This is a genomic window from Pedobacter sp., assembly GCF_037719805.1.
In the GTDB taxonomy this organism is placed as follows: Bacteria; Bacteroidota; Bacteroidia; order Sphingobacteriales; family Sphingobacteriaceae; genus Pedobacter.
In genome coordinates, this window is record NZ_JBBJLZ010000004.1 from 602864 (window position 1) to 616492 (window position 13629).

Consider the following 13629-nt stretch of genomic DNA (forward strand, 5'->3'; position numbering starts at 1 on the left):
TAACTTAACATTACTTTGGTAAATTTGAAGATGATATTTTTGAGACTTCCATTTGCTCTTGTGACGTTTTGCCTGCTCTCAGCGACAACTTTCGCCCAAACAGTACATTTATCAAATGGCGTGACAGCCCACCGCGGCTATTCTGCAGCATACCCTGAGAACACAATGACTGCTTTCCGGGAAGGGATAATGTCGGGCGCAGACTGGGTCGAGCTGGACATTCATAAAACTTCAGACGGGAAGATTGTGGTAAGTCACGATGGCAAAACAGGCCGCACATCGGGCAAGGATTTAATTATAGCAAACTCCACCTACAAAGAACTGCAAGAGCTTGACGTAGCTACGGAATTTCGCACATTGAAAGGATTAACACTAAAGGAATGTCCCATACAGCGAATGCCGCTGCTGGAGGATGCCCTAAAACTGATTCTCAATCATAAACGTTCGAAACTATCAATCCAGCCGAAAGCTGATTGCGTAGCTGACGCAATTCGCATTGTCAGAAAATTAAATGCGGAACATATGGTCGGTTTTAATGATGCCAGTTTAAAATATATGTCTCAGGTTAAAGAGCTGGCTCCCGCTATTCCGGTGTTTTGGGACCGTGGTCCTGATACCGATATCAATAAAGATATTTTGATCGCCAAAGAGAAAGGATTCGAAACGCTTGTGATCAATTATAAAGGTATTAACCCTGACAAAGTACAGCGAGTTAAGGACGCTGGTTTAAAGGTTGGAACCTGGACTGTCAGCGATAAAGAAAACTTAGAACAATTCATTAAGCTTGGCCTCGACAGGATCTACACTGACAATCCTGTACTGCTGATTGCTCTGAAAAAATCACAGGTGTTAAAAATTAATGGCAGAAATTAACCCTTTTTGGCGATCATCACATTCTTTCCTTACCGCTATATTTAAGCTTCAACTCAGGGTTTTTCGAATACTCGTCCCAAAGCTCATCAATCGTTTTGCCGCAAAGCTTCATCCATGTGTCTTTAGTATAAGTGCGGTTCCTTAACTCTTTATCGATCTGGATAATCATACCTGGTTTAATCTTCTGATCTATCCATTCAAAAAAGCGAGCGGTTATTCGGTAGCTATTTTCATATTTTTTCTCGTTATGCTTCGCTGTGAAATCTGGCAAGAACCATTTTGAACCAATGTTATCAACCCCATATTTATAACGAATAAAATCCGCGATTCCCTCAGTCAGCCAAACAGGTCCTGATCCATAACCGTAGCCTTGTACCAGGTGCATTCCTTCGTGTGTCACTATATCAATATCGGTGGGATGAGCATTCATGTAATTAGTGCTGAACAATATTCGGTTACCGCTTGCCTCAGCGACGCCTTTGTAAGCGGTATCAGTCACAAATATCACATCATGCGTAGTCTTGTCATTAAACGTACTTACCAGTACAGGAAACACCTTGAAATAGGTTTCTATAAGGTCTTTTTGAATCACTGGATTGAACGCCGAGTTCTTATTAATGAAAACCAACTGATAATCGCCCGTTTTCACCGTGTCAACTGAATTCCAGTTTTTATGAAGTGCCTTTTGTAAATTAACCTGAAAATTGTCAAAATTGGCTTTTTTCTTTATCCATTGGCTGTTCACTACAATCTCTCCTGGCTTGGCGCTTAAGGAAAAACTTTTTACAGTATCAATCACTCGCATTGTCACCTCTCGCCTGGTACGATATCCATCTGCTACCGCAAATGCAGGGTAGGTGGTTCTAAACGCAGCATTTATCACAGCAGTATCCAGGGAGACTTTTGTGTTGTTTGCGATTGTTATTGCATAAGGTCTGGGTTCGTTACGTCTGCGCGGAGGTGTTTTGCCCTCTGTTGTACTGGCAGGTACAGTCTGCGCGAACGCTGACACTGAAAGCATTACTAAAAAAGTCAGAATTGTAGTCTTTTTTTCCATGAGGTGATTATTTGGCCTAAAAATAAGTTTTGTATACCTATTATCCTGTAAAAATGAAGCTACAATTTCCTCACAAATTTCTAGGTCATGTTCTCACCATCCTTGAAATGCAGCCTTCTAAAAATGAATCCAGATAGGATAGTTAAAGTACCCACTACTAAAAATGTATACCTGAAAGCATTGTGGATCTCATCATGGATCAGTTTCACATCCCCCTCAAAAATCTTCAATACGATTAATCCAAACGCAATACCGAAACCAATTGCCAACTGCTGATTAACTGAAACCAACGAATTGCCACTACTCGTATGGTATTGACGCAAATCAGCGATAGAAATGGTATTCATTGCAGTAAATTGAATAGAGTTGAAAAACCCAAGAACAGCAATAATAGGAACGTACCAATAGATAGACGAACTAGTCGCAGGTATGGCCATACAACAGATCAAAAAACCAATAATAAAAGTATTGGTCATTAAAGTGGTCCGGTAGCCGAGCTTGTTCAAGATTCCAATGACCGCAGATTTGCCGATCATGGCCGTTAATGCCATTGGAGCAACTATCCAGCCTGACGTTACCGCAGACTCCCCATAGGCGATCTGAATCATCATAGGCAGCAATAATGGAATAGCGCTGATGCCCAAACGAGTTGCCAGATTCCCTGCAATGCCGACTCTAAAGGTTCTAACCTGAAACAAGTTAAGCGGAAATATTGGGTTGTTATCAGTCGTTGCATGGCGATAATAGAAGTACAGCATCAGAAAACCAGATAGCAATACCATTAAAACCGGCGTAATGTGAACAGTATTTCCGAATAACTCTAAGGATATGGAAAGCAGCAAGGAAGCCGCAGCGAAGATGAGAAAACCTTTCAGATCGAAGTCGATGATTGGCGACTTGTAATCCGGCATGTACCTTAAGCTTAACAAGATACCGAGAATTCCCATTGGAATATTGATGAGAAAGATCCAGTGCCAGGATAGGTAGTCGACCAGATAACCACCTACCAGCGGTCCTAGAACAGGTCCGATAAGTGCTGGAATAATGGCAAAGTTCATTGCTTTCAAAAGATCCTTTTTTGGGAAAGTTCTGATCAATGCTAATTTCCCAACAGGAGTCATTAAACTGCCCCCTACCCCTTGTATCATTCTCGCAATCACCAACTGCGTTAAATTATGGGCAAGGGAACAAAATAGAGATCCTGCAATAAATAATACCAGCGCAAAAATGAAAACCTTTCTTGTCCCGAACTTATCAGCCAGAAAACCGCTCACTGGCATAAACACCGCCAGTGTCAGCACGTAACTGATGATGGCGTTCTGCATATTCAAAGGCGATTCATTCAAATCCCTCGCAATGGCAGGCAACGACGTGTTAAGGATCGTTGAATCCAGCATCTGCATAAATATTGAAGTTGCCAGAATTACCGGGAGGAATTTTCTTATTGATTCTGGTGTCGGCGTCGATACTTTAGAAATCATTGCACTCGAATCTCTTAAGAATCCGGAGCCCTAAGCTCGTCATTTGCAAGTGAATTAGACCATGAATCCTTCTGACTATCTAAAGCTGCGTTTCCAGTCAAAGGGATGTCCGGATCAGTACCGGAAGCTAAATCATAGCTTGATGCAAAGCTATTCAACCCCGGGTCTTGAGATCTGCTTCCTACTTCAGAGAATCCCTCGGATTTTTTTTTTAGCACATAAGCTACCGCTTCGTAAAGCGCGATGCCAATTAAGGCGTTTCTTATTATTCCCATGATATACCTGTTTGTTGCACAACAACTTCTCTTGAAAAAAGATTTACTTCAGCGCATTTGCGGTAATTAAGTTTGAATTTAAAATCTAGGGGAATTGCACAAAGTACTTGATGAAACGGGATCTTTGCAGCACCCCGGCTATTTGGCTTCAGTAATTCAGATAGCGCAAAGACAGTAGCGGTAAACACAGCAGCTTTTAAAAAGGAAGCGGGAAAAGATCCTACCGACCCTTCCCCGCTCATCTAAATTAACGCTCTCGGTATCTAATACGCTGTATGGTTCCCATTATTATCCTTATTGCCAAAAAAAGTCAGATTAGGTAATTCACACCTGTTTGATCAGTAAAAACACTTGGGGGCGTTACGGCAAATAACCGAGCAAATGCTTCGTTTACTTTACCAACGCTCCAAGCCATTTAAATTCGCCATAAAGTAGGATTACCGCGGTAGTGGGTAATCTTTTCAATGATTTCCTGCACCTGGTCACCACTTAACTCGTTCAACCCGTCGCTGGTATACGTATACGCTTTATAAGGCTGGTCGAAAAAAATGGTGCCAAGGTAATTCGGGTTTTTTGTCTTATCAGGAGTCAATAGGTCATCGGTGTTATCTGGCTGATGTTGTTCCGCTCCAGGCTGCGCCCGGTAAAGCGTGTAGCTATAGGTAAGCACAGGGTGACCATCAGCGTGAGCATCCGCATCAGGAATGACCATCACCTGGATGTCGCTTTCAATATTAAAATAAAATGGTTTCATAAAATTCAGGTCCGTTAGATATACAACAGGAAAGCAACATAATATAGCAGCCGTTGTTTAAAATCTAACACCTTAAAATCGCTCTACAGTAACAATAAACCATTGTCCTTGAGCTCTGTGAAGGTGTCGCTATTTAAGAAGGTTTGAAAGTCGCCAACTTCCGAATCTTTAAAAGATTTTTCTACTTCTACGAATGAAGATACTGACCCACTTGTTACCGAGAGCAAGGGCAAAGTCTCACCCAACCACCGGCCCCATTCTTCCTTTGTATGTACAGTAAAGCTATCTCGTTTATTGTAAAAGGTTAAGACGGCCATATTTAAGGGTTTGCCTTTTCCGCGTTTCACATAGTATTTGATTGCGGGAGGACTGCCCATCCAAATGAACTTTGTGCTCGGTTTAATAATTTTGGATTCATGAAAAGCCAGCGCTTGTTCGATATACTTTGGAGATACGGTGGTACGCGGAACCTTAAAATCAAACCATTTATCAAGGCTAAAATCAAAACATATACCGTGCATGTAATTAAACAATGACTTCCGCAGACCTTCGCTAAAAAGCTCGTGTTTGGCGCCACTTTTATCAATATGCGCCAAATCATTATTAGCGAACGTCCCTATCTGCTGACTTACCCGTTTTACTCCGAATTGGTCGGGATTTAAGCCAACGGGACTGTGCGCCGTCATGGCAAACTGGTGCCAAAAGCCGGATTGCAAAACCCCATTCATGAAAAGCTGTCGCACAATCTCCAGGGAATCGATAGTTTCCTGAGCGGTCTGGGTAGGAAACCCATACATTAAATAAGCATGCACCATAATGCCAGCCTGAGTTAAATTCTCTGTGACTTTTGCTACCTGAGCAACCGTTACTCCCTTATCTATCAATTTGAGCAGTCGATCCGAAGCTACTTCCAATCCCCCGGAAATCGCAATACAGCCCGATTCCATTAGGAGTATCGACAAATCAAGGGTAAAACTTTTTTCGAATCGAATATTTGTCCACCATACAATGGTTAAGTTCCGTCTGATGATCTCCAGCGCCAAATCTCTTAGTAACGCAGGAGGAGCAGCTTCATCCACAAAATGGAATCCATTCTGACCGGTTTGTTTAATAATTTCTTCAATACGATCACAAAGCAAAGCGGCGGTAACAGGCTCGTATCGCTTAATATAATCTAATGAGATATCGCAAAACGTGCATTTGCCCCAATAACAACCATGGGCCAGGGTAAGTTTATTCCACCTGCCATCGCTCCACAAGCGATGCATAGGATTAGCCATTTCGATAACTGAGAGGTACTTATCTAAAAGTAGATCGGCGTAATCTGGAGTACCCACATCCCTTTGTGCGTAATCATATTCCTTTGAACCGTTGAAATAAGTAACGATGCCATTCTCTAGCGCGAAAGTTCTTTTAAGATCGGCTTTGCTCCTTTCTCCTCTTAAATGTTCGATGAGGTGGAAAATGGGTGCTTCTCCATCATCCAATGTGATAAAATCAAGGTAATTGAAAACCCTTGTTTCTTTGAGCGACCTTAATTCCGTGTTGGCGTATCCCCCACCTAATGCGATTTTGATCGATGGATGATTCCGTTTGACCCATTGTCCGCATTTAAAGGCACTATATAAGTTGCCTGGAAAAGGAGCAGAAAGCGCAATGAAATCCGGTTTCACCTGCTCAATTTTATCCTTTAAAATATCGATTAGAATAAGGTCGACAAAGCTGTCCTGATGATTAAGAACGGTATCTAGTTCATCAAACGTAGAAGCGGACCTTCCGAGCCTTTCAGCATACCGGCTGAAGCCAAAATGCGGATCGATAGCTTCTACGATCAGATCAGAGATATCTTCCAGGTAAAGTGTGGCCAAATGCTTTGCCTTGTCCCGGGTACCCATGGTGCCAAAAGCCCATTCGAGATCATCCAATTGTGCAAACCTGGATGCCTCTGGCAAGTAATTACCCTGACAAATCAGATGTGCCAGAGTTGGGTTATTGTCTTGCAAGAAGTTAATAACGGCATCTATGGTTTTGATATATTCTTTCTGAAGGTGAAGAATCCGCTGACTATTAGCGGATAGCTTAACCTGCTTTTTAGTTACTTCGAGAAACAAGTTCGTTAATCCGGCAGAGGAGAACAAGGCTAAAATTACCTCAATACCCAAATCCATTTGATACGAAGAGATGCCTTTTGTATTCAAGAATCCTTTCAAATACGCTGTAGCGGGATACGGAGTATTCAACTGGGTAAATGGAGGAGTAATGAAAAGTATAGTCGGATTCAATGTTACAGGGTTATGGAATTGCCCTGCAAAGTTACCGTAAATTTATTTTGAATGGTAGTTGTTGTTCCTATTCTACTTTGGGGAGAGATGGCCACCGATTATCAGCTGCCATCTCCAAAATTTTAAGGATTCATCTTCGCAAATGTGCCTGCAATCACTTCGGGAGATGCTTTTAGCATCACATCGCTAAAACCAAAAGTAAGTTCCTTTTTGCCTTCTTTTAGTTGTGCAAAAATTGCTTCTACAAAATCGCTTACTAAAGGGTTGCCATCATGAATACCTTTACCCCCTAAATCAGTATTAAGCGCTGGAGGAATAATTTCTATGACCTCTATCCCTTTAGGCTGTAACATATAACGTAATGAAAGTGTGAATGAGCGGAAAAAGGCTTTGGTAGCACAGTATACCGGAACCTTTGTAAGCTGTACAAAGGCCAATCCAGAGGTCACATTCATAATCGTTTTAAGCTTCGGCAAATTGCTTAGCAAGGTAATAAGATGAAGCGGCGCGACAATATTGGTTTCAATCTCATTAACTGCTTTTTCATAAAACTTGTCGTCTTCTAAACCCATCCAATTCTGAACTCCAGCATTGTTTACCAGGACATCTAAGTCGGGGTGCTCATTCGCCAGCCATTCATAAAGATCTGTTCGGTCTGATTCCTGAGAAAGATCACAAACCCGGGCAATCACTTGAGGATATTTATCTGTTACTTCTTTCAATACTTCTGCACGACGACCGCAAATGATCACGGTATTCTGTTCAAGTAAAAAGCGTTCCGTTAAACCTAAGCCAATGCCCGTGGCACCTCCTGTAACTAGTATTTTATTTTTTGATAGTTCCATATCGTATTTTTATCTTGATACAAAAGTACATGCATTTAAGTATCCTCTTTTGTCTTAGTTTAAGATAATAAACATTTTGTACTATCATTTGCATGTTTGCCGAATAGTTGAACGATTATTATTGCACGTTGCCGTTCAAACGAGATTGCGCCCGAAAGCTGCTAGGCGTCTGACCGGCATAGCGAGTTTCCCCTCACAGTGGTGACAGGGCGCTATTCAGGTAACCTCTTTAACTGTATTGCTTAGGTGAACTGGATGAATACAAAACTTACTCCTTTCCTGTATTTTCAAAATGGCTAAGTAACTATCTATTTTGGCTTAGTATAATTAATCTATAACGACCAAATTTGCTAGATAAATTAGAAGTCATCATACAGCTTGTGATGAGTGTTATAGAAAATTACTAAAAATGAATATTGTAAAATTTATAGAACAGTGGATTGCAGTCAGCAATAGTTACAATACAGAAAGATACCTGCAATTTTACGCCGAGACTGCTGTATTTGACGATCCTTCAGTTGGCAGAATATTCAATGGAAGACCTGGCATCAAAGAATATTTTACCAGTTACTTTATCGGATACCAAACGCAAACTAGGAAAGTAGAACTGATTGTACATGATGAAAATCGGGCGCATTTAGAAGTAGAATTCACAGGGGACTTTCCTGAAGGGAAAATTGGGGGCACTTTTGATTTTAAGTTTGAAGCAGGAAAGATTGTTTATGTATTAGCCGATTTAATATAAAGTAGGCAATGGATCTGTACTGCTTAGATTTTAATCTTCCCTAATCTTTTGTCGGTGCAGCATACCCCAATCAATCATCGTCTGAATCAAAGGGACGAGGGTTTTGCAATATTCGGTGACTTCATATTCGATTCGTACAGGTGTTTCTGGATAGACAGTTCTGGTAATCAATTTGTTCATCTCCATCTCCTTTAGTTCCCGCGAGAGCATCCTTGAGGTAATCCCGGGAACACCGCGTTCTATTTCACTAAAACGCTGAGGACCTCCGTTACATACTGAAAAAATGATGGGCATTTTCCACTTACCACCGATTACATAAATTGTATCAAGCAAAGCATCAAACTCTTTAGTTGATGTTGCGTCCTCTATATTTTTTCTCATTTTTATTAGTTGCTATACACCGGTATACTGCTTACAAATGTATACTTAATATAACAGTACATTTGTTAAATATAATAAGATGATGAAAAAATTTGAAAATAAGTTAGCTGTGATCACCGGTGGAAATAGTGGCATGGGTTATGGGACTGCAAAATTACTTAAGGAATTGGGCGCAACTGTAGTCATTACCGGAAGAAGGAAAGAAGCCATTGAACAAGCCGCAAAGGAATTGGGTGTACACGCCATTTTATCAGATCAGGGAAAACTGGAGGATATTGATAGTCTGGTAAGTAACGTTAAAGACAACTTTGGAAAGGTAGATATCTTATTCATCAATGCCGGTATTTCGGGGACATCTTCGATTGAACTGGAAACGCCAGAGAATTTCGACAAAATGATCAATGTAAACTTTAAAGGTGTATACTTTACCTTAAGCAAATTCATTCCTCATCTTAATGATGGCGCCTCTGTTGTGATCCTCTCCTCTGTACTCGCTTCTACGGTAAGTTCAGGTTTATCCGTTTATAGTGCGAGCAAGGCCGCAGTTAATTCTATTATGAAAACGGCAGCTTTGGAACTTGCTCCAAGGAAGATCAGGGTAAATGCGATCAGTCCTGGTGCTATTGATACAGAATTATTTAGCAAAATGGGCATGGATGAGGGAACACTGGCTGGCATGACAGACTACCTGATTAGCCTGACACCAATCGGGCGTATAGGGAAACCAGAAGAAATAGGGCAGCTTGTTGCCTTTCTGTCTAGTCATGAAGCCGCTTTCATTACCGGTTCAGACCATGTCATTGATGGAGGATCGACGCTACTGTAATGTCTGATCGCTAAGCGATTTCTTTCTTATCCGTTTTGGCTACATCATGGTCCGTTCCGGCTACTCCAGCCTAAAGACGGACCATGATCTTTGTATCAATCTAAAGCAAAACAAAATGGAACAGAAAACAATCTTTATTACCGGCGCATCGACCGGACTAGGCAAAGCAACCGCTAAACTATTTTTGGGCAAGGGATGGAAGGTAATAGCCACCATGCGTACTCCTGAAAAGGAAACGGAACTAAATCAACTACCAAATCTGGTTTTATTACCGCTTGATGTTACCAATACGGCGCAAATCCATCAGACTGTACAAAAAGCGTTGGAGACGGGCCCTATTGACGTAGTGTTTAACAATGCCGGCTACGGTTTGGTAGGTGCAGTTGAATCGCATTCAGAGCAACAAATTAGAGCGCAGTTTGACACCAATTTCTTTGGTACCCTTGAGGTGATACGTTCTTTTATCCCTTATTTCCGCCGTCAGCAAAAAGGGCTTTTTATCAATACAACTTCGCTTTGCGGCCTGGTATCTAATCCGCAATCGGCGGTATATAATGCAAGCAAATGGGCATTGCAGGGGCTGGCGGAAAGCATGTCATATGATCTGGCTCAATTTGGTATTGGCATCAAGAACGTAGCGCCCGGCGGCATCAAAACTGAATTCATGAAAGGCATGCAGGTGACAGAGGATAAAGCTTATGAAACAACAATGGCCAAGATGATGGAAGGTTTTAATGATGGCACACTAATGGAATTTACTGACGCTGACCTCATAGCTCAAGTGGTTTATCAGGCTGCTACCGATGGCCAGGATCAACTGACTTACCCTGCCGGTAACGATGCTGTTCGACTGTATGCCAAACGCCTGGCTGAAGGACCTGAATCGTACCGCATTAATCTTACAAAATACCTTAATTTGCCGAGCCCTTATCAACTTTAGACAGCTTAACAGTCTGCATCCATGAAAACAACTGTAAATCTACCTGTATTATTTAATTCTATTTCGGAGCTGCACCGGGCGCTTGGCTTACCAAAGCCCCTGCACCCGCTGATCAGCCTGGTCGACTATAGCAATATTCGAGCTGACACTACTGAACTTGAAAAGGGCATCATCTTCAACTTTTATAAAATATCATATAAGAAGAATTACACTGGTAAATTTAAATACGGTCAGTCCTATTACGACTTTGATGAGGGGGGTTTATCTTTTGTATCACCAAACCAGGTAATCTCGGTTTCCGATGACGAAGGCGATTACGGTGGCTATACTTTGCTTGTCCATCCTGATTTTATCCGAAACTTTCCACTTGGCAAAAAGATCAAAGATTATGGTTTCTTTTCCTATACGGTTGCAGAAGGGCTGTTTCTTTCGGACAAAGAAAAAGAGATAATTATCAGCCTGTTTAAAAATATAGAAACAGAATTGGCCTCAGCCATTGACCTGTTTAGCCAGGAAGTAGTGGTATCCCAATTGGAATTATTACTAAGTTATAGCAAACGGTTCTATAACCGACAATTCATTACCCGTAAATCAGCAAGCAATGACCTGCTTTCAAAAACAGAGGAGCTCCTGGATAACTACTTCAGTGTAGAAAAAGCCTTATTGAAAGGTCTTCCATCGGTCCAGCAAATTGCAGATGAACTGAATGTGTCCTCTCATTACCTCGGTGACATGCTTCGTTCCCTAACAGGGCAAAACACCCAGCAGCACATTCACAACCGACTAATCGATAAAGCCAAGGAACTATTAACCACAACAAACCTCACTGTAGCGGAAGTGGCTTATCAACTTGGATTTGAACATCCGCAATCATTTAACAAGCTTTTCAAAAACAAAACGAAGGTTTCTCCTATGGAATTTAAGCAATCGTTTAACCGAAATTAAATATATGACATAGAGAATTATAATATGGTCTATATTGAGTGAGATTTGGATGGTGATATGGTACATTGGGAAAGTATTGGCATGATGTACACCACTTGAATCGCAATTCCACTTCCCTCTTCCGTTTAAATACTATTTAAGCATGTACGTCATATTGAATTTTCGAATAAGATGCCATTGCTTGATACTACTTTTTCGCCTGCTCAGTTTAAAAAATATATGGCTGCTTATAAAAGTTCGGCTCTAAATAAGTATAAAAATTCTTTTGTTGTAGTACCAGTTTTGATAAGAAACATGCGAGGTGGAAATATAACGATCGCACAAAACTTTGAGTTTTTTAATGACTTCCAAGACCTGATACCTAAAAACCTGACGGAAAAAGAACATCAAAAAGAATCATTTTACTTCAAAGTATAGTGATTGCATTGAATGACAATTTGCATAAAAGAAGATAGGATTAACAGCATTTCCTTATAAATGTCACCTTACTATATCTAAAACACCATCCCATCTTTATTATACTTTCCTTTATACTCCAACGGTGATAACCCGGTGTATTTCCTGAACACTTCACGAAATGCCTTTACATCATTATACCCAACCTGATACATGACTTCATTTACGGTCTTCTGGGTCGTTTCAAAGGACTTTTTAGCAGTTTCTATTTTTACACGCTGGGCGTATTCGAGCGGCGTATTACCTGTCGCCTTTATGAACCTCCTATCAAAATTCCTTCTGCCAATATTGAATTTTGAAGACAGATCCTCGATGGTAATCTTTACTTCAACATTGTTTTCAATATAGTGCTGAGCATGACTGATGATCTCATCATCATGAGTTTTCTGTCCGCTGAAAATTTTGAACTCCGATTGCGTGTTTCTTGAGATCTCTATCTGGAAGACCTTGGAGCAATAAATGGCTGTTTCCCGGTCATAGTACTTTTCAACCAGGTATAAGATGAGGTTAAGAAAGGAATATGCTCCACCGTTGGTATACAACCCCTTTTCATCGGTAATTAATCTATCGGTCTGTAAGTTAACCTTTGGGAATCTTGAGCGGAACTGCTCTGCAACTGCCCAGTGGGTAGAACAGGTCTTCCCGTCCAAAAGTCCTGAAGCCGCCAGCAGGAACGTACCGGTGCATATCGTGGCGATCTCCGCACCTGCCTTATACTTTTCATGCAGCCACAATACCAACTGCTGGTTATCCTTCATCGCAAGTTCGTAATTATGATTCAGTGATGGAACAATGATCAAATCAGTTTCTGAAATCTTCGAGATGTTGGTATGTGGTCGTACCGAAAATAACCCTGCACTGAAATCGATTTGCTCAGAAACACCTGCCAACTGGATATGGAACAACTGTTTCTTCCCAGTCACTTGCCAGTATAGCTCGGCTTTTGAAAAGATCTCAAAGCTGCCTGTAATACTGCTCAGGTTATTCTCGCCGTTGGGCACAACGATTGTCAAACTTTTCATCGCTTTTTATTCCAAAGTTAATGCAATACCCTGTCCGAATCAACCCATCATATTGTCCAATTTACACCCTATGTAAATGTAGAATAGTCGGTTACTTTGTTAAACTCATGACTATGAATAAAACTCTCATTTTCTTTTTTATGCCATTAGCTGTCCAATTCGGCTGCAATAGCTCCGTTAAGAAAGCTTCAACAAATACTGAACTTCAAATAAAACATATTATGAATAGCAATGATTTTACATCGACGATTGTAGTCGACCAATCAAAGGAAACAGCATTTAAGGCTATTGAAAATTTTCGTGGTTGGTGGTCTGAGGATATACAGGGTTCAACCGATGAGCTCAACAAAACATTTTTTTATCATTACAAAGATGTCCACCTCTGCAAATTGAAACTCATCGAAAGAATCAAAAATAGGAAACTGGTCTATGAAGTGACCGACAACCAGTTCAACTTCGTAGCGGATAAAACAGAATGGATCGGCACCAAACTCATCTTTGAACTCGGTGCGGAGGGAAACGGAACAAGAATCGTGTTCACCCATCAGGGCCTGGTGCCCGAATTTGAATGTTACAAGGTCTGTCAGGATGCCTGGACCAGTTATATCCAAGGAAGCCTGAAACAACTGATAGAAACCGGACAGGGCAAACCTAATGGCAAAGAAGGTGGCCTCAACGCTGAACTTGTTCAAAAGTGGGGACTACCAGACAAATAATCTATGCGTTTCAAAATCTAACGCTACCCTA

At 41.1% G+C, this 13629-nt stretch carries 14 protein-coding genes; 6 read left to right on the forward strand and 8 right to left on the reverse strand.

Going from position 1 to position 13629, the window contains the following annotated elements; translation table 11 throughout:
• The first annotated feature begins 30 nt into the window (after positions 1–30).
• The gene (locus tag WKF66_RS15905) at positions 31–873 is read left to right on the forward strand and encodes a glycerophosphodiester phosphodiesterase (RefSeq protein ID WP_489675564.1); all 843 of its coding nucleotides are present in this window, start codon (positions 31–33) and stop codon (positions 871–873) included.
• Between the two features lie 16 nt (positions 874–889).
• Here WKF66_RS15905 and WKF66_RS15910 read toward each other — a convergent pair whose 3' ends face one another.
• The 6 genes from WKF66_RS15910 to WKF66_RS15935 form a co-directional block, all read right to left on the reverse strand.
• The gene (locus tag WKF66_RS15910; protein WP_489675462.1) at positions 890–1930 is read right to left on the reverse strand and encodes a basic secretory protein-like protein; all 1041 of its coding nucleotides are present in this window, start codon (positions 1928–1930) and stop codon (positions 890–892) included.
• A gap of 80 nt (positions 1931–2010) precedes the next feature.
• Positions 2011–3411, reverse strand: a complete 1401-nt coding sequence (locus tag WKF66_RS15915; RefSeq protein WP_489675463.1) for an MFS transporter — start codon at positions 3409–3411, stop codon at positions 2011–2013.
• 14 nt (positions 3412–3425) lie between these two features.
• Complete coding sequence (locus WKF66_RS15920; RefSeq protein ID WP_489675464.1) at positions 3426–3686, reverse strand: hypothetical protein; 261 nt, start codon at positions 3684–3686, stop codon at positions 3426–3428.
• A 415-nt stretch (positions 3687–4101) separates the two neighbouring features.
• Positions 4102–4440 carry a hypothetical protein gene (locus WKF66_RS15925; RefSeq protein WP_489675465.1) on the reverse strand — a complete coding sequence of 113 codons (339 nt, stop codon included), beginning with the start codon at positions 4438–4440 and terminating at the stop codon, positions 4102–4104.
• An 83-nt stretch (positions 4441–4523) separates the two neighbouring features.
• Positions 4524–6722, reverse strand: coding sequence for a B12-binding domain-containing radical SAM protein (locus tag WKF66_RS15930; RefSeq protein WP_489675466.1), 2199 nt, complete (start codon positions 6720–6722; stop codon positions 4524–4526).
• A gap of 122 nt (positions 6723–6844) precedes the next feature.
• Positions 6845–7567, reverse strand: coding sequence for an SDR family oxidoreductase (locus WKF66_RS15935; protein WP_489675467.1), 723 nt, complete (start codon positions 7565–7567; stop codon positions 6845–6847).
• Between the two features lie 409 nt (positions 7568–7976).
• On the opposite strand from WKF66_RS15935, the gene WKF66_RS15940 reads away from it, so the two are divergent.
• Positions 7977–8312 carry a nuclear transport factor 2 family protein gene (locus WKF66_RS15940; protein ID WP_489675468.1) on the forward strand — a complete coding sequence of 112 codons (336 nt, stop codon included), beginning with the start codon at positions 7977–7979 and terminating at the stop codon, positions 8310–8312.
• Positions 8313–8342: 30 nt separating this feature from the next.
• On the opposite strand, the gene WKF66_RS15945 is transcribed toward WKF66_RS15940, so the two are convergent.
• Positions 8343–8693, reverse strand: a complete 351-nt coding sequence (locus WKF66_RS15945) for a winged helix-turn-helix transcriptional regulator (protein WP_489675469.1) — start codon at positions 8691–8693, stop codon at positions 8343–8345.
• 79 nt (positions 8694–8772) lie between these two features.
• Between WKF66_RS15945 and WKF66_RS15950 the strand changes: the two genes are divergently transcribed.
• The 3 genes from WKF66_RS15950 (at position 8773) to WKF66_RS15960 (ending at position 11404) form a co-directional block, all read left to right on the forward strand.
• The gene (locus WKF66_RS15950) at positions 8773–9519 is read left to right on the forward strand and encodes an SDR family NAD(P)-dependent oxidoreductase (RefSeq protein WP_489675470.1); all 747 of its coding nucleotides are present in this window, start codon (positions 8773–8775) and stop codon (positions 9517–9519) included.
• Positions 9520–9634: 115 nt separating this feature from the next.
• Positions 9635–10459: an SDR family oxidoreductase gene (locus WKF66_RS15955; RefSeq protein ID WP_489675471.1), complete on the forward strand. Its 825-nt coding sequence runs from the start codon at positions 9635–9637 to the stop codon at positions 10457–10459.
• 21 nt (positions 10460–10480) lie between these two features.
• Positions 10481–11404, forward strand: coding sequence for a helix-turn-helix domain-containing protein (locus WKF66_RS15960; RefSeq protein ID WP_489675472.1), 924 nt, complete (start codon positions 10481–10483; stop codon positions 11402–11404).
• Between the two features lie 494 nt (positions 11405–11898).
• Here WKF66_RS15960 and WKF66_RS15965 read toward each other — a convergent pair whose 3' ends face one another.
• Positions 11899–12882, reverse strand: coding sequence for a GlxA family transcriptional regulator (locus WKF66_RS15965; protein ID WP_489675473.1), 984 nt, complete (start codon positions 12880–12882; stop codon positions 11899–11901).
• Positions 12883–12995: 113 nt separating this feature from the next.
• Between WKF66_RS15965 and WKF66_RS15970 the strand changes: the two genes are divergently transcribed.
• Complete coding sequence (locus WKF66_RS15970; protein ID WP_489675474.1) at positions 12996–13598, forward strand: SRPBCC family protein; 603 nt, start codon at positions 12996–12998, stop codon at positions 13596–13598.
• Positions 13599–13629: the final 31 nt, after the last annotated feature.

Excerpts from the sequence above, each read along its gene's own strand:
- WKF66_RS15920 (WP_489675464.1), bottom strand. The coding sequence starts at position 3,686 with ATGGGAATAATAAGAAACGCCTTAATTGGCATCGCGCTTTACGAAGCG.
- WKF66_RS15915 (WP_489675463.1), bottom strand. The coding sequence starts at position 3,411 with ATGATTTCTAAAGTATCGACGCCGACACCAGAATCAATAAGAAAATTC.
- WKF66_RS15960 (WP_489675472.1), top strand. The coding sequence starts at position 10,481 with ATGAAAACAACTGTAAATCTACCTGTATTATTTAATTCTATTTCGGAG.
- WKF66_RS15970 (WP_489675474.1), top strand. The coding sequence starts at position 12,996 with ATGAATAAAACTCTCATTTTCTTTTTTATGCCATTAGCTGTCCAATTC.
- WKF66_RS15940 (WP_489675468.1), top strand. The coding sequence starts at position 7,977 with ATGAATATTGTAAAATTTATAGAACAGTGGATTGCAGTCAGCAATAGT.
- WKF66_RS15910 (WP_489675462.1), bottom strand. The coding sequence starts at position 1,930 with ATGGAAAAAAAGACTACAATTCTGACTTTTTTAGTAATGCTTTCAGTG.
- WKF66_RS15925 (WP_489675465.1), bottom strand. The coding sequence starts at position 4,440 with ATGAAACCATTTTATTTTAATATTGAAAGCGACATCCAGGTGATGGTC.
- WKF66_RS15945 (WP_489675469.1), bottom strand. The coding sequence starts at position 8,693 with ATGAGAAAAAATATAGAGGACGCAACATCAACTAAAGAGTTTGATGCT.
- WKF66_RS15965 (WP_489675473.1), bottom strand. The coding sequence starts at position 12,882 with ATGAAAAGTTTGACAATCGTTGTGCCCAACGGCGAGAATAACCTGAGC.
- WKF66_RS15935 (WP_489675467.1), bottom strand. The coding sequence starts at position 7,567 with ATGGAACTATCAAAAAATAAAATACTAGTTACAGGAGGTGCCACGGGC.
- WKF66_RS15905 (WP_489675564.1), top strand. The coding sequence starts at position 31 with ATGATATTTTTGAGACTTCCATTTGCTCTTGTGACGTTTTGCCTGCTC.
- WKF66_RS15950 (WP_489675470.1), top strand. The coding sequence starts at position 8,773 with ATGATGAAAAAATTTGAAAATAAGTTAGCTGTGATCACCGGTGGAAAT.
- WKF66_RS15955 (WP_489675471.1), top strand. The coding sequence starts at position 9,635 with ATGGAACAGAAAACAATCTTTATTACCGGCGCATCGACCGGACTAGGC.